The sequence below is a fragment of the Streptomyces chlorus genome (assembly GCF_042655885.1).
Classification (GTDB): Bacteria; Actinomycetota; Actinomycetes; order Streptomycetales; family Streptomycetaceae; genus Streptomyces; species Streptomyces chlorus.
Window position 1 is genome coordinate 144,806 of sequence record NZ_JBHSOA010000042.1, and the last position, 16,666, is coordinate 161,471.

General features: G+C 71.3%; 15 protein-coding genes. 5 read left to right on the forward strand and 10 right to left on the reverse strand.

From position 1 onward, the window contains the following. Window positions 1–2: 2 nt before the first annotated feature. From ACFPZI_RS19855 to ACFPZI_RS19900, 10 genes are all read right to left on the reverse strand, one after another. Window positions 3–500 carry an effector-associated constant component EACC1 gene (locus ACFPZI_RS19855; protein ID WP_381364704.1) on the reverse strand — a complete coding sequence of 166 codons (498 nt, stop codon included), beginning with the start codon at window positions 498–500 and terminating at the stop codon, window positions 3–5. Window positions 501–742: 242 nt separating this feature from the next. Next, window positions 743–931: a hypothetical protein gene (locus ACFPZI_RS19860; protein WP_381364706.1), complete on the reverse strand. Its 189-nt coding sequence runs from the start codon at window positions 929–931 to the stop codon at window positions 743–745. Window positions 932–1,355: 424 nt separating this feature from the next. Then, window positions 1,356–2,876 carry a catalase gene (locus ACFPZI_RS19865; RefSeq protein ID WP_381364707.1) on the reverse strand — a complete coding sequence of 507 codons (1,521 nt, stop codon included), beginning with the start codon at window positions 2,874–2,876 and terminating at the stop codon, window positions 1,356–1,358. 815 nt (window positions 2,877–3,691) lie between these two features. Continuing rightward, complete coding sequence (gene dmpG, locus ACFPZI_RS19870; protein WP_381364709.1) at window positions 3,692–4,720, reverse strand: 4-hydroxy-2-oxovalerate aldolase; 1,029 nt, start codon at window positions 4,718–4,720, stop codon at window positions 3,692–3,694. Next, window positions 4,717–5,664 (reverse strand): acetaldehyde dehydrogenase (acetylating), encoded by a 948-nt coding sequence (locus tag ACFPZI_RS19875; protein ID WP_381364711.1) that lies wholly within the window; start codon window positions 5,662–5,664, stop codon window positions 4,717–4,719. The genes dmpG and ACFPZI_RS19875 overlap by 4 nt, the downstream gene beginning before the upstream one ends. Continuing rightward, the gene (locus ACFPZI_RS19880) at window positions 5,661–6,482 is read right to left on the reverse strand and encodes a 2-keto-4-pentenoate hydratase (RefSeq protein WP_381364712.1); all 822 of its coding nucleotides are present in this window, start codon (window positions 6,480–6,482) and stop codon (window positions 5,661–5,663) included. Before ACFPZI_RS19880 ends, ACFPZI_RS19875 begins: the two co-directional genes overlap by 4 nt. Before the next feature lie 199 nt (window positions 6,483–6,681). Then, window positions 6,682–7,854: an acyl-CoA dehydrogenase family protein gene (locus ACFPZI_RS19885; protein ID WP_381364714.1), complete on the reverse strand. Its 1,173-nt coding sequence runs from the start codon at window positions 7,852–7,854 to the stop codon at window positions 6,682–6,684. Between the two features lie 28 nt (window positions 7,855–7,882). Continuing rightward, the gene (locus tag ACFPZI_RS19890) at window positions 7,883–8,722 is read right to left on the reverse strand and encodes an alpha/beta fold hydrolase (protein ID WP_381364716.1); all 840 of its coding nucleotides are present in this window, start codon (window positions 8,720–8,722) and stop codon (window positions 7,883–7,885) included. A 70-nt stretch (window positions 8,723–8,792) separates the two neighbouring features. Continuing rightward, window positions 8,793–10,196, reverse strand: a complete 1,404-nt coding sequence (locus tag ACFPZI_RS19895; protein WP_381364718.1) for an MmgE/PrpD family protein — start codon at window positions 10,194–10,196, stop codon at window positions 8,793–8,795. A 764-nt stretch (window positions 10,197–10,960) separates the two neighbouring features. After that, window positions 10,961–11,791 carry an IclR family transcriptional regulator gene (locus ACFPZI_RS19900; protein WP_381364720.1) on the reverse strand — a complete coding sequence of 277 codons (831 nt, stop codon included), beginning with the start codon at window positions 11,789–11,791 and terminating at the stop codon, window positions 10,961–10,963. Between the two features lie 249 nt (window positions 11,792–12,040). Between ACFPZI_RS19900 and ACFPZI_RS19905 the strand changes: the two genes are divergently transcribed. Genes ACFPZI_RS19905 through ACFPZI_RS19925 form a run of 5 tightly spaced genes read left to right on the forward strand, consistent with a single transcriptional unit; the run spans window position 12,041 to window position 16,649 of the window. After that, window positions 12,041–13,012 carry an ABC transporter substrate-binding protein gene (locus ACFPZI_RS19905; protein WP_381364721.1) on the forward strand — a complete coding sequence of 324 codons (972 nt, stop codon included), beginning with the start codon at window positions 12,041–12,043 and terminating at the stop codon, window positions 13,010–13,012. Continuing rightward, on the forward strand, window positions 13,009–13,857 hold the full coding sequence (locus ACFPZI_RS19910; RefSeq protein ID WP_381364723.1) for an ABC transporter permease: 849 nt from the start codon (window positions 13,009–13,011) through the stop codon (window positions 13,855–13,857). The genes ACFPZI_RS19905 and ACFPZI_RS19910 overlap by 4 nt, the downstream gene beginning before the upstream one ends. Further along, window positions 13,854–14,642, forward strand: a complete 789-nt coding sequence (locus tag ACFPZI_RS19915; RefSeq protein WP_381364724.1) for an ABC transporter permease — start codon at window positions 13,854–13,856, stop codon at window positions 14,640–14,642. Before ACFPZI_RS19910 ends, ACFPZI_RS19915 begins: the two co-directional genes overlap by 4 nt. After that, window positions 14,639–15,457, forward strand: coding sequence for an ABC transporter ATP-binding protein (locus ACFPZI_RS19920; RefSeq protein WP_381364726.1), 819 nt, complete (start codon window positions 14,639–14,641; stop codon window positions 15,455–15,457). Before ACFPZI_RS19915 ends, ACFPZI_RS19920 begins: the two co-directional genes overlap by 4 nt. Beyond that, window positions 15,450–16,649 (forward strand): flavin reductase family protein, encoded by a 1,200-nt coding sequence (locus ACFPZI_RS19925; RefSeq protein ID WP_381364728.1) that lies wholly within the window; start codon window positions 15,450–15,452, stop codon window positions 16,647–16,649. Before ACFPZI_RS19920 ends, ACFPZI_RS19925 begins: the two co-directional genes overlap by 8 nt. Window positions 16,650–16,666 lie beyond the last annotated feature (17 nt).

Below are 16,666 nucleotides of genomic sequence, written 5' to 3' on the forward strand. Positions count from 1 at the left end.
GGTCAGCCCGCTTCTCGCGAGGGGCCGACGCGGCCGTCGTCCTCCGCCGTGCCTCGTGTCCCCTGGATTCCTTGTGTCCCCTGTGTTTCCTGCGGCCTTGGCGTTCCCCGCGCCGCCTGTGGGTACCGCTCCTGCTGAAGCGCCGCGGCGACCCGCTCGGCCAGCTCGCCGGCGCCTTCGGCGGTCAGGCCGCGCACCTTCTCCGAGGAGACCACGACCTGGGTACCGTCCGGCAGGGTGAGGGTGACGGTCTGATTGCCCCGGCGGCCCTGCAGCCACACCACAACGGCCGCCCCCAGAGCCGCCGTCGGACCGCCGGGAGCCAGCAGCAGCGAGATCAGCTCCCCCAGGGCACCCATGGCTCCGCCCGGCGGCGCGGCGGGAACCTCCCGGCGGACGAGCACGCGCAGATCCGGGTCCTGGCGAAGCCACTGGTAGAGATCGTCCGAAGCTCCGGCCGCGTCTCCGTCCCCGGCCTCCACGGCCAGTGTCACTCTCATCTCTTTTGCCCTCCAGGCGCAACGCGGTGCAGGAGGTATCAACTGTCAGCTCAAACACACAAGTTGGCAACGCGAAAACGCGCCCCGCTGGCAACGGGCCCGAACCGGACAGGGCGGAAGCGTCCGTGGGGTCCCCCCGTTCCGCGCAGGCCGTGCAGAGCGCAGGCCATGTACAGCGGGTGGTGCAGCCGCTCGGTGGGCGGCACCACCCTGGCCGTGGCACCACCTCTCATGGTTACCTCTCAGCGCCCCATGGCCCCATGCCGGCCATACCGATCCGCAGACGGGCCGACCTCGACATCGGCGGCTTCCCCAGCGGACACCGAGACGTCGACGGGCGACTCGATGACCCCTGGAATCACCGGCTTCACCGCCGCCGACTTCATCGCGGACCACTCGGTCGGATGGTTCGGACCGCTCTCCACGATCATGCGCACCGCACGTTCACGAAGCCTGGGGGCCAGGGGAAACGGACGGTACCGCGACCGGTGCTTCATGGGGGTGGGCGGCAGTCCTGGAACCTGCCGCCCACCCCCATGAAGCGCCGAAGACGCCGGGCGCTGCATGCGCGCCCGGCGTCTCGCCCGTCGGGACGGCCGCCCGTCCACGTCCGAGAGGCCCGCTGTTCTTCCGCATCCCTCAGGGGTGCGCCGGTGACGGTCATGCCCCGCCTGTCGGGACAGGGGCGGGTCCGTGGTGCGACGCCGTCGGCGGGACGCCCGTCATACCGCCGCACCCGGCACTCCGTCGGGATGAGCGTCGGGTGCGGACGGTCTGCGCGGCTCGCGCGATCCCGCGTCCGGGCCGGCTCACGGGTGTGGCCGCGTTCCACCCCGGCGCGGGCTCACGCGTTCCTCACGCCTTGTGCTGCATGGTGCTCCGTGCGGGATTTCCCTGTTCGGCGGCCTTGGGGTCCTTCTCGTGGGCCTTGGCCCGTACCCCGTCCGTGATGCGCTTGCCGATGTTCTCGTCGATGTTGGACCAGTACGCGAAGGCCCGCTCGAGGACGGGTTCGGTGACGCCGTCGAGGAGGTGTCCGACGACGTTGTCGACCAGGCGGTCGCGGGCGGCGTCGTCCATGACCTCGCGCACCAGGGTGCCGGGCTGCCCCCAGTCGTCGTCCTCCGGGTGGGAGACGTAGGCGGCGCGGGTGATCTCGCCGTCGGCCTCCCAGCTGGGCGGGCTGCCGTAGCGGGCGGTGTCGGCCGCGGGGCCGCCCTTGGAGTTCGGCGCGTAGACCGGATCCGTCGTCTTGCGGTAGGCCATCGCCCCGTCCTTGGAGTAGGTGTGGACATCGACGACGGGCGCGTTCACGGGGAGCTGCTGGTAGTTGGCACCGATCCGGTGGCGGTGGGCGTCCGCGTAGGAGAACAGCCGGGCCAGGAGCATGCGGTCCGGGCTCGGTCCGATGCCCGGCACCAGGTTGTTGGGCTGGAAGGCCGCCTGCTCGATCTCGGCGTGGTTGTCGGTCGGATTGCGGTCGAGCGTCATCCGGCCGACCGGAATGAGCGGGTAGTCGCCGTGCGGCCACACCTTGGTGAGGTCGAACGGGTTGAACCGGTACCCCACGGCGTCCTCGTACGGCATGACCTGCACGTTCAGGGTCCAGCTGGGGAATTCGCCGTCGCGGATGTGCTCGAACAGGTCCCGCATGTGGTAGTCCGTGTCCGTCGCCGCCATCTGGTCGCCCTCGTGCTGGGTGAAGAACTCGATGCCCTGGTCGGTCTTGAAGTGGTACTTCACCCAGAACCGCTCACCCGAGGCGTTGATCCACATGTAGGTGTGGGAGGTGTAGCCGTTCATATGGCGCCAGGTCCGGGGAATGCCGCGGTCTCCCATCAGCCAGGTGACCTGGTGGGCGGATTCCGGGGAGAGGGTCCAGAAGTCCCATTGCATGTCGTGGTCGCGCAGGTTGTTGTCCGCACGGCGCTTCTGCGAGCGGATGAAGTGCTGGAACTTCATCGGATCCTTCACGAAGAACACCGGCGTGTTGTTGCCGACCATGTCGTAGTTGCCCTCGCTGGTGTAGAACTTCACCGCGAAGCCGCGCGGGTCGCGCCAGGTGTCCGGGCTGCCGCGCTCGCCGGCCACGGTCGAGAAGCGAATCACCAGGTCGGTGCGGACGCCCGGCTGGAACAGGGCCGCCTTGGTGTACGCACTGACGTCGTGCGTCACCTCGAAGTGACCGAAGGCCCCGCTTCCCTTGGCGTGTGGCTGGCGTTCGGGGATCCGCTCCCGGTTGAACTGCGCCATCTGCTCGATCAGATAGGCGTCCTGCAGAAGGATCGGGCCCCCGGGTCCTACGGTGAGCGAGTGTTCGTCGCTCTCGGCGGGAGCGCCCGAGTCGGTCGTGGTGGCGGGTCGGATCTCCGTCATGGCTCTGCCTTTCGTCTCGTGGCTGCGACGAGCCGGCTGTCCGGCACCGGTGCGCGAACGCGCGACCGGCGAAGTGGGCGGGGCACTCCCCGCCCGCACTCGTGGCACGGACGCGCCGGAGCGGTCCTCGGCAACTCCTCACCAGCACGTCCCGGTTCCCGGAGCCGGGTTCACCCGGAACAGCCGCGGTAAACGCCCTCACTCGGACAGAGCGACCGGGATGCCGCTCCCTGCCCGATCGGATCCGCCCTGACGACACCTGGTCACCGGTCCGGCCCGGGGGACGAGCGGTGGGCACGGGTGGAGCCGTTGCTCCCGTCGGCCAGGGCGGGTCCCGGGCCGTACGTAGTGCTCCAGCGGCGGCGGGTGCGGAGACCGGATTCAAGAATCGTCGCAATAATTCCGTTTTGCGTAGATAGTAGGTGATTGTCGAGCGTCTCGGAGGGTTTTCTCCGGCCAAGGGGCTTACGGGTCTGCCGCCGAGGTCGGCGGAGCGTCGTCCTGCGCACCGGGTGAGCGCCCGCCGCCGAACGGCCCCCCACCAGCCGCTCCAGCACAGATCCGCAGGTGGGACAAGAGTGAAGGGCTCGACCTGTTCCCCTCACGAAACAGGTCGAGCCCCACCAACACCACTACAGAACGGCAGATCAGAGACCCTTCTCCGTCGGTTCGAGGATCGCCGCGCACTCCGCATGACGCGTCATCGAGGACATGTCGGGCTCAACAGGGAAAGAGGAAACCCAGGCCGGCGGTCACCTCTTGGCCCCGAGTCCAGGTTCTCGGCGCTTGGAGCGTCGGACGAGCGCAGCGGGCTGTCAGGCGGTACGGGCTGCGGCGAGGTCCAGGGCGATATCGGTGATCATGTCCTCCTGGCCGCCGACCATCTTGCGGCGGCCCACCTCGACGAGGACGGCGCGGGTGTCCAGGCCGTGGCGGGCGGCCGCGGCTTCGGCGTGGCGCAGGAAGCTGGAGTACACGCCGGCGTAGCCGAGGGTGAGGGTTTCCCGGTCGACGCGGACCTCGCGGTCCTGCAGGGGGCGGACGAGGTCGTCGGCAGCGTCCATCAGAGGGAAGAGGTCGCAGCCGTGCTCCCAGCCCATGAGGTCGGCGACCGCGATGAACGCCTCCAGGGGGCAGTTGCCCGCCCCGGCGCCCTGGCCTGCGAGGGAGGCGTCGACGCGGGTGGCGCCCTCCTCCACGGCGACGACGGTGTTGGCGACGCCGAGGGCGAGGTTGTGGTGGGCGTGGATGCCCGTCTCGGTGCGCGCGTCGAGGACGTCGCGGTAGGCGCGGAAGCGGTCGCGCACTCCGTCCATGGTCAGCCGTCCCCCGGAGTCGGTGACGTAGACGCAGTTGGCGCCGTAGGACTCCATGAGCTTGGCCTGGCGGGCGAGTTCGGCGGGTTCCGCCATGTGGGACATCATGAGGAACCCGGCCACGTCCATGCCCAGCTCGCGGGCGGCGGCAATGTGCTGGGCGGAGATGTCGGCCTCGGTGCAGTGGGTGGCGACGCGCACCGAGCGGATGCCGAGGGTGTGGGCCTGCTTCAGATCGTGCAGGGTCCCGATGCCGGGCAGCAGGAGGGTGGTGGGCACCGCGTGGGTCACGGCGTCGCAGACCGCCTCGATCCACTCCCAGTCGGTGTGGGCGCCGACGCCGTAGGTGATGCTGGAGCCGGCCAGGCCGTCGCCGTGGGCGATCTCGATCGCGGCGACGCCGGAGGCGTCCAGGCTGGCGGCGATGGTGCGGGCCTGCTCCACGGTGTACCGGTGCCGGACGGCGTGCATGCCGTCCCGGAGGGTGACGTCCTGGACGTACAGCGGGGTTGCGGGGGGCGTGGTCATCGGGATGCCACCTCCGGGGTGCGGTATGCGGCCATGCGTTCGGCGGTGCGCAGGGCTGCCGACGTCATGATGTCGAGGTTTCCGGCGTAGGCGGGCAGGTAGTGGGCGGCGCCCTCCACCTCGAGGAAGACGGACACCTTCGCGGCCTGGCCAGACCGGGAGCCGGTCGGAAGCAGGGAGCGCAGCGGGTCGTCGGCGGCGACGCGGTCGAACTGGACCTTCTGCTTGAGGCGGTAACCGGGGACGTAGGTCTGGACGCGGGCCACCATTTCCTCCACCGAGGCGGTGACCGCGGCGTCGTCGCAGTCGCCGACCAGGCAGTGCACGGTGTCCCGCATGATCAGCGGGGGCTCGGCCGGGTTGAGGACGATGATGGCCTTGCCGCGGGCGGCGCCGCCGACCTTCTCGATGGCGGCGGAGGTGGTCTCGGTGAACTCGTCGATGTTGGCGCGGGTGCCGGGGCCGGCCGAGCGGGAGGAGATCGAGGCGACGATCTCCCCGTAGTGAACGGGTGTCACGGCGGCGACGGCGGCGACCACGGGGATGGTGGCCTGGCCGCCGCAGGTGACCATGTTGACGTTGGGCGCGTCGAGGTGGGCGTCGCCGTTGACCGGTGGCACGACGTACGGGCCGAGCGCGGCGGGGGTGAGGTCCACGACGGTACGGCCCAGTGAGCGCAGTACCTCGTCGTGGTGGCGGTGCGCGCCGGCGGAGGTGGCGTCGAAGACGGTCGTCACCTCCGCGAACTCGTCCATCTTCACCAGGCCGTCCACGCCCTCGTGGGTGGTGGCGACCTTCAGCCGGCGGGCGCGGGCCAGGCCGTCCGAGCCGGGGTCGATACCGACCATGGCGGCGATCTCCAGGGACTCGGAGAGCCGCAGGATCTTGATCATGAGGTCGGTTCCGATGTTGCCCGACCCGATGACGGCGACCTTCGTGGTCATGCTCCCGCTCCTTCCGCGGTGGCGGACGCGAACACGGTGGTGACCGTGCCGAGTCCTTCGATGTGCGCCGAGAACGCGTCACCCTCGGCGGCGACCGCCATGGGTCCGAGGGCGCCGGTCAGAACGATGTCTCCGGCGCGCAGCGGGTCGCCCAGGCCGGCGAGAGTGGAGGCGAGCCAGAGGGCGGCGGTGAGCGGGCTGCCCAGACAGTCGGCTCCGGTACCCCGCGAGACCGTCTCGCCGTTCTTCGTCAGCGTCATCCGCACGCCGCGCAGGTCGACGCGGTCGAGCGGCACGGGGGTGCCGCCGAGGACGAACAGGCCGCTGGACGCGTTGTCGGCGATGGTGTCGACGATGGTGATGTCCCAGCCGGCGATGCGGCTGTCGACGATCTCCAGCGCGGGCAGGGCGAAAGCGGTGGCCCGCAGCAGGTCGGCGACGGTCGGGTCCCGGTGCGGCAGATCCGCGCCCAGCACCAGGGCGACCTCGGCCTCGATCTTCGGCTGCAGCAGCCGGCCGGCCGCGATCGGCTCTCCCTCGGGCACCGCCATGTCGGCGAACAGCGTGCCGAAGTCGGGCCGGTCGACGCCGAGCTGACGCTGGACGGCGGGTGACGTCAGGCCGATCTTGCGGCCCACCGGTCGGCGGCCCGCCGCGATGCCGCGCTCGACGTACTCCCGCTGCACGGCGTAGGCGGCCCCGACGTCCTCCGCGGGCAGGAGCGCGCGCACCGGGGAGCACGGTTCTCCGGTTCGGGCGGCCTCGTCCAGGACGGCCAGCACATCGGCCACGGCACCGGCGGCCTCGGGGGCGCTCACGTGTGCCTCCTGTCCTGGTGGGTGAGAGTGCGGTGCGGAGCGGACATGCGGGCTACCTCCGAGAAAGGACGGGCGTGGTGATGAAGGGTTCGCCGGACGGGACGCGGGGTCACGTTCGCCACCGGCGCGCAAAATCCCCGCGGCGCTGCCGTAGGCGGCTTCGTCGTGCCGGGCGGCGGGGCCGGGTCCTGCGGGTCGCTCAGAAGAGCACCGACGCCGGCAACGGGTGACCGAACGTGTTCAGGCCGTAGGCCTGGTAGATCGGGTCGGCGTTGTTGCTGGCGTGGTTCATCGCGGCGTGGATGTCGCGCCAGCACCGCTGCAGCGTGGAGTCGCTGCGCAGCGCCGTACCGCCGGCGTGCAGGAACAACTCGTCGACGGCATCGACCGCGCGACGGGCGATGCGGACCTGGTTGCGGCGGACCCGCAGCCGTTCCTCGGGCGAGAACCGCTCGTCGCGCTGTGCCTGCTCCCACATCCGCTCGATGTCGCCGAAGAGCTGGACCTCGCCGGCCTCCAGGTCGGAGATCGCCCGGCCGAGCACGGCGAGCTGGTGCGGGTCGTTGGCGGTCTTCACCCCGCGTGCGGTGACCCGGCCCCGCATCGAGGCGATGAACGCCGCCAGGGCGCCCTGCGCCATCGCGACCGTGGCGGTGGTGATGCCCGCGGTGAACATCGGGTGGAAGGGCATCCGGTACAGCGGCGAGTCACCGCGGCCGACCTGGTGGGCCAGGCCGCCGTCCTCCATCGGGGCCGGGTCGAGGATCCGGTGCTCCGGGATGAATCTGTCCTCGATCACGATGTCCTTGCTGCCGGTACCGCGCAGCCCGACGACGTCCCAGGAGTCCTGGACGATCTCGTAGTCCTTGCGGGGAAGGACGAAGTGGCGCAGTCCGCCCGGCACCGGCTTGCCGTCCTCGTCCACGATCAGGCCGCCGAGGATGATCCACCGGCAGTGATCGGTGCCCGAGGAGAAGGGCCAGCGTCCGCTGAACCGGAACCCGCCCTCGACCGGGGTCGCGCGCCCCAGGGGGGCGTACGGCGAGGCGATCCAGGTGTCCGGGTCCTCGCCCCAGATCTCCTTCTGCAGGGCGATGTCCATCTGGGCCACCTCGAACGCGTGGACGCCGACCACGCCGGCCACCCAGCCCGCGGAGGAGGAGTGGACGCCGATGTCACGCAGGGTGCGGAAGAAGTCGACCGGACCGGCCTCGTGACCGCCGAACTCGGCCGGCTGGAGCATCCGGATGACGCCGCTGGAACGCAGCACCTCGGCGGCCTTGTCGGTCAGCCGGCCCAGCTCGTCGCTGGGCGCTGCCTCGGCGGCGATCTCCTCGGCGCGGGCCAGGATCCGCTCGTGTACCTCGTGCATGGCAGAAGCCCTTTCTTCCTCTTCTTCCTCAGTTGTGGAGAAGGAAGTCGGTGACGGTGCGGTTGAACTCGTCGGCGTGCTCGAGCTGGGCCCAGTGGCCGCAGCCGGCCAGCAGCACCATCCGGGAGCGGGGCACCAGTGAGACCAGCTTCAGTGAGCTCTCGTAGTGCACGACCCGGTCGTCGCGGCCGTGGACGAACAGGGACGGTGCGGTGATGCCGGCGATCTGGGCGTGGGTGGCCATGTGCGGGCGCGGCCGGCCGATGCCGTCGGCGAAGTTGGCGAGGTGGTCAGGACGCTCGACCGCGGCCCGGTGGCGCCGGCGGACCAGTTCCTCCGAGGCGTGCGCCGGGTCGAAGGTCATCACGTCGACCAGGTCGCGGAAGTTCTCCTCGCTGGGCTCGCGGTAGGTCCGCTGCAGCGCCTTCACGCCCTCGCTCGGCCCGCCGCCGGGGACGAAGAGGTGGGCTCCGCCGACCCCGGCGCCCATGGTGACCAGGTGGCTGGTCCGTTCCTGGTGGGTCGCGGCGACCATGACCGAGGTGGCGCCGCCCATCGAGTTGCCGATGAACGCCGCCTTCTCGATCTCCAGCGCGTCGAGGAACTCCAGCGCGGTCGCGGCGTGGTCCCGGTCGTCGTAACCGACCGGGTCGGACTTGCCCCAGCCGGGCATGTCGACGGCCAGGCAGCGGAACCGCTTGCCCAGCTCGCGGATGTTCGCCGCGAAGTTGTTCCAGCCGGTCGCGCCGGGGCCGGAGCCGTGCAGCAGGACGAGCGGGTGGCCCTCGCCGTACTCGTGGTAGTGGACGCGCCCGCTCGGCAGTTTCACGAAGCGGCTGGTCGCTTCCTCGGTGAAGGTGTCGGTCATGATCGGGTTTCTCCTGGTGTCGGGTACGGCGCGACGCGCGTCGCGGCCGAAGGGGAGGCCGGAGGCCGGGTCAGCCACGTGCGAACGGGCCGGCGAGGAGTGTCTGCAGGTCCCGCGGCTCGTCGGCGTCCGGGACGGTGTGGAGCGCGTCGAACCAGGACTCGTTCGCGGGCCCCCGTCCCACGCACTGGTGGAACTTGGCCGCCAGCTCGGCGGGCGAGAGCGGCCGGTGCGAGTCGCCGCGGGAGTGGTGGACATCGCGGACCAGGAGCCGGCCGTCGTCGGTGTGCAGCCGGACGACGGTGTGGCCCGGCTCCTCGGCCGGCGGCCGCTCGGTGAGTTCGATCCGGTCCATCAGCTCGGCGACACCCTGCCGCTCCAGGGCCTCGTCGGTGAAGTCGCCGAGCAGTACGTCCCCGGTCAGCAGGGCGACGGCGAGGGTGTACTCCAGGGAGAACTTGGCCTCGAGTCCGTTGCCCGGAGCGGTGTCCCGCAGTGGCCGGGTGCCACCGTGTTCGAGGGTCACCGCGATCCGCGAGATCCGGTCGACGTCGGCGCCCAGTTCCTCGCGCAGGGAGAGTCCCGCGTCGATCGCGCGCTGGGTGGCGAAGCAGGAGGGGTAGGCCTTGATCGCGTAGTCGTCGACCCAGCCGGTCACCCAGTGTTCCAGCCGCTCGCCCAGGACCGCCGTGCGCTGTGGGTCGTGGTCGCCGAAGAGGTCGAAGAAGCCGCCGCGCGCCTCCAGCTGGGCGGGGTTGGCGGTGAAGCCGCGACCGGCCAGCCCTACGGCCATCACGGCGTCCCGGGCTGCCAGGCCGGCGTGCATCGGCTTGGTCATCGTGCCGAAGTTCGCCAGGCTTCCGGCCGCCTGGGAGGCGGCGATGCCCAGGGCATGGGCGGTCACACCGCCGTCCAGGCCGAGCAGTCGGCAGGCCGCGGCGGTGGCGGCCAGCCGTCCGGTGGTGGAGGTGTTGTGCCAGCCCCGGCCGTAGTGGACGGCGTGCGGGAGTGCCTCGGAAACCGCGCGGAAGACGGCGGAACCGACGCTGTAGGCGGCGTCGAGTTCGGCTCCGGTCACCGGACGGCGGGCGGCGAGCGCGAAGAGTGTCGGCAGCAGGACGGCGGCGGGGTGCATCGCCATCGAGGGAGCGGCGTCGTCCCAGTCCAGGGCATGCGCGGCGGTGCCGTTGACCAGGGCGGCGTCGGCAGGCCCGAGCCTGCTCGAGGAGCCCCACACGGCCGCCGTCCCGGCCTGCGCGACGGCGTCGGAGGGTGCCTGGTCCTCGACCCAGTCGCGCACCAGCACGGCCGCCGGTGTGGTGAGTCCGGCGACGGCGACCCCGACGGTGTCGACCGTCAGGCCGCGCAGGGCAGCGCGGGTGGCGGGCTCGGCGCGGCGGTCCCGTCCGCAGACGAAGTCGACCAGTTGCGCGGTCGCGCCGATCTGCTGCGACACGGGGGAGGCGACGCTCACGGCTGTCCTCTCGGTGGTGGGCCTGCGGGCCGCCCGGCGACCCTCGGTGACCAGTCTCGGAGGACGGGGCGCCGAGCGGTCCGCGGCTCGCATCCAGCGGAAAGCGAGTTGGTGAGCGGGTGCGACGGAGGGCTCGGCGGCCGGGCGAAACGGCGCGGCCGGGCGCGTACCTGCCCGTCGGAACAGCCCGCACTACTGCGCACCCGCCGGCCGGAACAGCACGCACGGCGACACCACATGCCTGTCGGCCGAAACAGCCCGCGCGCATCGGCCGGTCCGGTGGCCCGCGTGAGGTCCGGTGGTCCACTCGCGCCGGGGAGAAGGCCTCGATGTCCGGGGCGCGAGAAGACAGTGTCAACGCTCGGGGCACGCGGCAGGCGACGGCCGGGTCCGTCGGCCGATGACGGTGCCGCCCTCAGCCGGACACCGGATGCCGACGGCACCGCGCCGTCCGGCCGGTGCCCGGCCGAAGGGCCCGGCCGAAGGGCCCGGCCGAAGGGCCCGGCCGAAGGGCCCGGCCGAAGGGCCCGGCCGAAATAAGGACATGAACGCCGCCAGGAAGAGCCGCACAGGCCCGGCGCTCCCCCGCTCCGAAGGGCGTGAAGGCCGACGCCCTCTCCGGTCGGCAGGGCAAGCCGTCCATCCGTACGGCGACGGCGCGGCACCGCACGCGCAGGAACCGCACACCGCCGCCCGCCCCGGCTCAGGAGCCGGCTGCCAAGCGGACCGGCCCCGCTCCCCGCGTCACTGGTGCACCCGCGCCCTCACCCGGCGGACGACGCGGCCGGTCGCCCGGCTGACCCGGGGCCGGGCGGGAGACCGCCCCTCCAGGCGTGCGTTCCGCCGAGCGTGCGTTCGTCCGGGGTGCCGCGCAGGCCGGCGGAGATGTCCCGGGCGGTCGTCCGGGCCTGGCGTCCCAGGGACACCGGCGGATGCTGGCCCCGGCGACCGCCGATCATCACGCAGGTGCTCACCGTCTGGTCCTCGGCGAAGACGGGGGCGGCGGCCCAGACCAGCGGAGAGGTGTACTGCGCGCCGGTGGGAGAGTGTGCGAAGCCGTTCTGCCGGACCTGGGCGAGTGTCTGCCGCCAGGCGAACTGCTCCTCGCTGCGCAACGGGCGCGACGCCGGCCGGCGGTCGGGGTCGCATCCCCAGGCTAGGAGGACCAGGCCCGCGGGATGCTCGTCGAGCGCCGGCGATCCGAGCTGGTCCCAGACCCGGACCGTGTTGCGGCCTGCGATCTTGTCGATGATGTGCAGCCGGTCGCCCTCACGGGTCACCAGGGCGACCGGCAGCCGGGTGCTCGCGTACAGGTCGACCAGAGCCGGGCGAGCGCAGTCGCGGAGCAGCCGGATGTCCGGGACACCGTGGCCGAGCCGCCACAGGCGCGGGCCGAGCCGGTAGCGGCCGCGGCCGGTCCGCTCGATCGCGCCGTGCTCGGAGAGGGTGGCCAGCATGCGGTGCACGGTCGCCGGCGGCAGGTCGGTCACCGCGCAGATGTCGGCGACCGAACGCTCGGGCTCGCCGCCGGTGAAGCAGCCGAGGATGTCGAAGGCCCGCGCCAGCACACCGCGCTTGCCGTTGATCTCGCTCATCTCGGCTCCATCCCGCCCACGTCCGGCGTTGTCCGTCGGCCAACCGTTTTCAGCCAGAACATATGTGTATACGGAACGTACGCGACGTCCTGCGTTACGTCGAGGTTTCCATGAGAGCCGAGTTGAAATTCCGATTGGTGAGGGATCGGGCCACTCGAGGGCCCCGTTTTGCCACTGTCGTCATGCCCACCACGGACGCAACTTCCGAACAAGCCGCACTGCCGGGCACGACAGAAGGACTGGACCCTCATGGCTTCCACTCGTTTTCGCGCTCTCGCCGCGACCGCCGTCGCGGCGCTGGCCCTGTGTACCGCCTGCTCCTCCGACGGCTCCGGCTCGGACGCGTCGGCCGACGGGCCGCTCGAGCTCGCCGTCTTCGCCTCGCTCAACGGCGTCCCGGCCTTCGCCGCGGACGACGAGGGCGTGTTCGAGAAGCACGATCTGGACGTCAGGATCAGCACGGCGAAGACGTCCACCGAAATGGTCCCGCAGCTGCTCGGCGGCAAGGTGGACCTCGCCCTGCTGGACACCGCCACCTCGCTCGTCGCCGCGGGGCAGGGCGTGGACCTGGTCTATGTCGCCGGCGCGACCGACGGGGGCATCCCCAAGGGCCAGGAGGAGTTCAGCTTCGCCAACGTGTGGGTCAAGAAGGACTCCCCGATCAAGTCGCTGGCCGACCTGACCGGCAAGACCGTGGGGGTGCCGCAGATCAAGAGCGCTCCCTGGGTCGACCTGCGCGGTTCCGTCGACGAGGCCGGCGGCGACAGCGCCTCCATCAAGTTCATCGAGTCCCCGGACCCCCTGGCCGCCCTGAAGTCCGGTCAGGTCGACGCGACCACCACGCCCGAGCCGGTGGGCACCGTGGAGCGCGCCAAGGGCGACCTGCGCCCGCTCGGGCCGGTCAACTCCGGCGGCGGCGGGATAGCGTACGTCTGGGTCGCCACCCGGGACTTCGCCGAGGCGAACAAGGAGACCGTCAAGGCTTTCGCCGAAGCGGTGCGTGAGGGCAACGCGGCGGTCAACGACGACCGTGAGCTCCTGGTGAGGACCGCCGCCAAGGTCCTCGACGCGGACGCCGGCCTCCTGGAGAAGGCCGCGTTCCCGGTCTACGCCGAGGAGCCGCTGACCGCCGAGGACATCGACTTCTCGGTCGAGTACATGGACAAGTACGACCTGTTCGAGAAGGGTGCCCCGGATGCCGAGAAGCTGGTCGGGCCGTGACCGGCACGAAGCCCACGGCGATGACCGGCACGAAGTCCAGGGCCGTGACCGGTACGAAGCCCGGGGCCGCGTCCCTCGGCGTCCGGCGCCTGGCCAACCGGCTGCTGGCGATCTTCGTCGCGCTCGTCGTGTGGTACCTGTTCGCCAGTGGGCCCGGGTCCTCCAGCGGCTTCCCGACCCCGCTGGAGAGCTTCCGGTCCGCAGTCGGCCTGGCTGAAACCGGCGCCTACTGGTCGAACATCGCCACCTCGGTCGAAACGGCCCTGCTGGGTCTGGCGCTCGCCGTCCTGGTCGGCGTGCCGGTGGGTCTGCTGATCGGGGCCAACGAACACGTCCGGCGCAGCACCCAGTTGCTCCTCGACTTCGGCCGGACGGTTCCCGCGATCGCGCTGCTGCCGCTGTTGCTGCTGCTCTTCGGCGCGACCCGCGATCTGGGCCTGGTCCTGATCCTGGTCTCGGCGGTCTGGCCGGTCGTCATCCAGACGTCCTACGCGGTCGGGGAGATCTCGCCCCAGCTGCGCCGGGTCGCGCGGGCCTACCACCTGACGCGGTGGCACCGGCTGCGCCATCTGGTGGCTCCGTCGATGTTCCCGTTCGTCTTCGTCGGTCTGCGGATCGCCGCGACGATCTCCCTGCTGATGGCGATCAGCTCGGAGTTCCTCGGCGGCTCCGACGGTCTCGGCTACGCCCTGCTCCAGGCGATGCAGATCAACGACACCGAGCGGGCGTTCGTGTACTCGTTCACCGCTGCGGTCCTCGGTCTGCTGCTCAACCTGTTCTTCGTGCTGCTGCAGCGCCGCGTGCTGTGGTGGCACCCCTCGGTCCGCAAGGGAGGTGCGGCATGAACCGGACGCTGAAGGTCGCGTCGCTGGTCGCGCGGGAAGTGTGGCTCCCGGTTCTGCTGGTCGCCGCCTGGTGGTGGCTCAGTGCCGGCAGTACCTCGCTCTACTGGCCCGCTCTCTCGGAGATCACCGACCGTTTCGTCGACCTGTGGTTCTTCGACCACCTGATCGAGGACGCGCTGCCCAGCGTGGTCCGGCTGGTCACCGGCTTCGGGATCGGATTCGTCGGGGCCGTGGTCCTCGGCCTGGTACTCGGCTCCGTCCCGGCGCTGGAGGACGCGACCCGGCCGCTGGTGGAGTTCATGCGGGCGCTGCCCAGCGTGGCGCTGCTGCCGATCATGATGCTGCTGCTCGGCACCGACGACGACATGAAGGTGATCACCATCGCCTTCGTCTCCACCTGGCCGATCCTGCTCAACACCGTGGAAGGCGTCCGGTCCGTCGACCCGGTCCTGCACCGGGTCGCGGCCGGCTACCGGCTCAGCACCTGGCACCGGATCCGCTACGTCGTCGTCCCCGCCGCCATGCCCCAGGTCTTCGCCGGTGCCCGGGTGGCACTGTCGATGTCGGTGGTGGCGATGGTGCTCACCGAGATGGTCGGCAGTCCGGGCGGGCTCGGCTACTTCGTCCTCGACTCGCAGCGCACGTTCGACATCGTCGCGATGTGGACCGGCTTGATCGTGCTGGGCCTGATCGGCTACGCGGCGAACAAGGCCTTCGGACTCGTCGAGGCCCGGGTGCTGGCCTGGCACCGCGGTTACACCAAGCAGAAGGAGGACCAGCGATGAAGGCACAGACCGCCCCGGACGCGGACAGTCCGGACATCGCCGCACCGGGCGCCGGCGTCACCGACCCGATCATGCAGATCCGTGGGCTGGGCCACAGCTACGGCGAGCGCCAGGTCCTCGAGGGCCTGGACTTCGAGGTCGGCCGCGGCGAGCTGATGTGCATCGTCGGACCGTCGGGCGTCGGCAAGACCACGCTCCTGGAATGCCTGACCGGGCTCCGCCGCCCCAGCGAGGGCCAGGTGCTGTTCGACGGCCGGCCGATCGAGGCCCCGCCGCGCGGTCTGGCCATCGTCTTCCAGGACTACAGCCGGTCGCTGATGCCCTGGCTCAGCGTGCTCGACAACGTCGTACTGCCGCTGCGCTCGGCGGGCGTGACCAAGGACGAGCGGGACCGGACCGCCAGGGAGGCGCTCGCCGAAGTCGGTCTCTCCGACTTCACCGACTCCTACCCCTGGCAGCTCTCCGGCGGGATGCAGCAGCGGGTCGCGATCGCGCGGGCGCTGGCCTACCGGCCGGCCGTGGTGGTGATGGACGAGCCGTTCGCCTCGGTGGACGCCCAGACCCGGGCGGACCTGGAGGACCTGCTGCTGCGGGTCCGCGAGCACCTGGGCATCACGGTGCTGCTGGTCACCCACGACATCGACGAGGCCGTCTACCTCTCCGACCGGGTGCTCGCCCTGGGCGGGAAGCCGGCCGGAATCCGGCAACTGCTCACCGTGGATCTTCCCGGCCCGCGCGAGCAGGTCACCACCAAGGCGCTGCCTCGTTTCGCCGAGCTGCGCAGCCATGTCTACCGTCTGATCCGCAATGTCTGAGCCGACCACGGGCGCGGCCCTGACCGCGATCGACCCGCACCTGTTCCGCGAGGCGCTGGGACACTACCCGACCGGGGTGGCCCTGATCACCGCGACCCTCGACAGCGGCGAGCAGATCGGGATGGTGGTCGGTACCTTCACCTCGGTCTCGCTGGACCCGCCCCTCGTCGCGTTCCTGCCCGACCGGGGCTCGCGCACCTTCGCCCGGCTGCGGGAGGCGAGCACCTTCTGCGTCAACGTGCTCGCCGCCGACCAGGCCGACCTCGTCACGAACTGGCGCGGTCCGGAGTCGTTCGCCGGTGTCGAGTGGCGGCCCTCGCCGTCGGGTGCGCCGATCCTGAAGGACTCGGTCGCCTGGATCGACTGCGACTACCACCAGCTGGTCGACGCCGGTGACCACTACATCGTGCTCGGCGAGGTCCGCTCGCTGGACGTGCAGCGGCCGACGTGCCCGCTGCTCTTCTTCCAGGGCGGCTTCGGCGGCTTCGCGCCCTCGTCGTTCCTGGCCCCGGCCGACCACGACCTGATCCGGGCCGCCCGGCTGAGTGAGGCGGCGATGGAGCCGCTGGCCGACCTGGCGGCCGAGGAGTCGGCCGACGTCTCGCTGCTCGCGCTGGTCGGCGACCACGACGTGGTGATCGGTACCGAGCGCGGCTCGGCGACCCGCACCTATTTCGAGATCGGCCTGCGGCTGCCGCATCTGCCGCCGACGGGCGCGGTCCACCTCGATCCCGAGGACGAGGCCGCCGTCACCCGCTGGCTCGACCGGCTGCCGCGCAAGGACGACGCGGCGCGCAAGCGCTGCCGGGAGATCCTGGAGCGGGTGGCCGTCCAGGGCTACTCGCTCAACCTGGTGGGCCACGGCCCGGACCAGGAGACCTGGCAGGACGTCACCCGGTACATCAACGGCGAGCCGACACCGCACCGTCAACGCCAGGTGCTCACCATGCACCTGGACCACCTCGACTACTACGAGCCCGACCTCGAGCCGGACGGCACCTACGACGTCCGCTCCATCACAGTGGCGGTGCCGCTGGCCGGCGTCCCGCAACTGGCGGTGAGGATGTCCTTCCCGCCGGGAGGAGCCGACGCAGCGACCGTCGCGCGGTGGGGCGCACAGGTGCGCGACCGGGCCGCCGAGGTGGCCGACCTGATCCAGATCCGGTTCGGCCAGGACCGCGTGCTGGGCTGAGCCCGGCCGCACAGAAC

Excerpts from the sequence above, each read along its gene's own strand:
- ACFPZI_RS19920 (WP_381364726.1), top strand. The coding sequence starts at position 14,639 with ATGAAGGCACAGACCGCCCCGGACGCGGACAGTCCGGACATCGCCGCA.
- ACFPZI_RS19925 (WP_381364728.1), top strand. The coding sequence starts at position 15,450 with ATGTCTGAGCCGACCACGGGCGCGGCCCTGACCGCGATCGACCCGCAC.
- ACFPZI_RS19855 (WP_381364704.1), bottom strand. The coding sequence starts at position 500 with ATGAGAGTGACACTGGCCGTGGAGGCCGGGGACGGAGACGCGGCCGGA.
- ACFPZI_RS19875 (WP_381364711.1), bottom strand. The coding sequence starts at position 5,664 with ATGACCACGAAGGTCGCCGTCATCGGGTCGGGCAACATCGGAACCGAC.
- ACFPZI_RS19915 (WP_381364724.1), top strand. The coding sequence starts at position 13,854 with ATGAACCGGACGCTGAAGGTCGCGTCGCTGGTCGCGCGGGAAGTGTGG.
- ACFPZI_RS19860 (WP_381364706.1), bottom strand. The coding sequence starts at position 931 with ATGATCGTGGAGAGCGGTCCGAACCATCCGACCGAGTGGTCCGCGATG.
- ACFPZI_RS19905 (WP_381364721.1), top strand. The coding sequence starts at position 12,041 with ATGGCTTCCACTCGTTTTCGCGCTCTCGCCGCGACCGCCGTCGCGGCG.
- dmpG (WP_381364709.1), bottom strand. The coding sequence starts at position 4,720 with ATGACCACGCCCCCCGCAACCCCGCTGTACGTCCAGGACGTCACCCTC.
- ACFPZI_RS19900 (WP_381364720.1), bottom strand. The coding sequence starts at position 11,791 with ATGAGCGAGATCAACGGCAAGCGCGGTGTGCTGGCGCGGGCCTTCGAC.
- ACFPZI_RS19885 (WP_381364714.1), bottom strand. The coding sequence starts at position 7,854 with ATGCACGAGGTACACGAGCGGATCCTGGCCCGCGCCGAGGAGATCGCC.
- ACFPZI_RS19865 (WP_381364707.1), bottom strand. The coding sequence starts at position 2,876 with ATGACGGAGATCCGACCCGCCACCACGACCGACTCGGGCGCTCCCGCC.
- ACFPZI_RS19890 (WP_381364716.1), bottom strand. The coding sequence starts at position 8,722 with ATGACCGACACCTTCACCGAGGAAGCGACCAGCCGCTTCGTGAAACTG.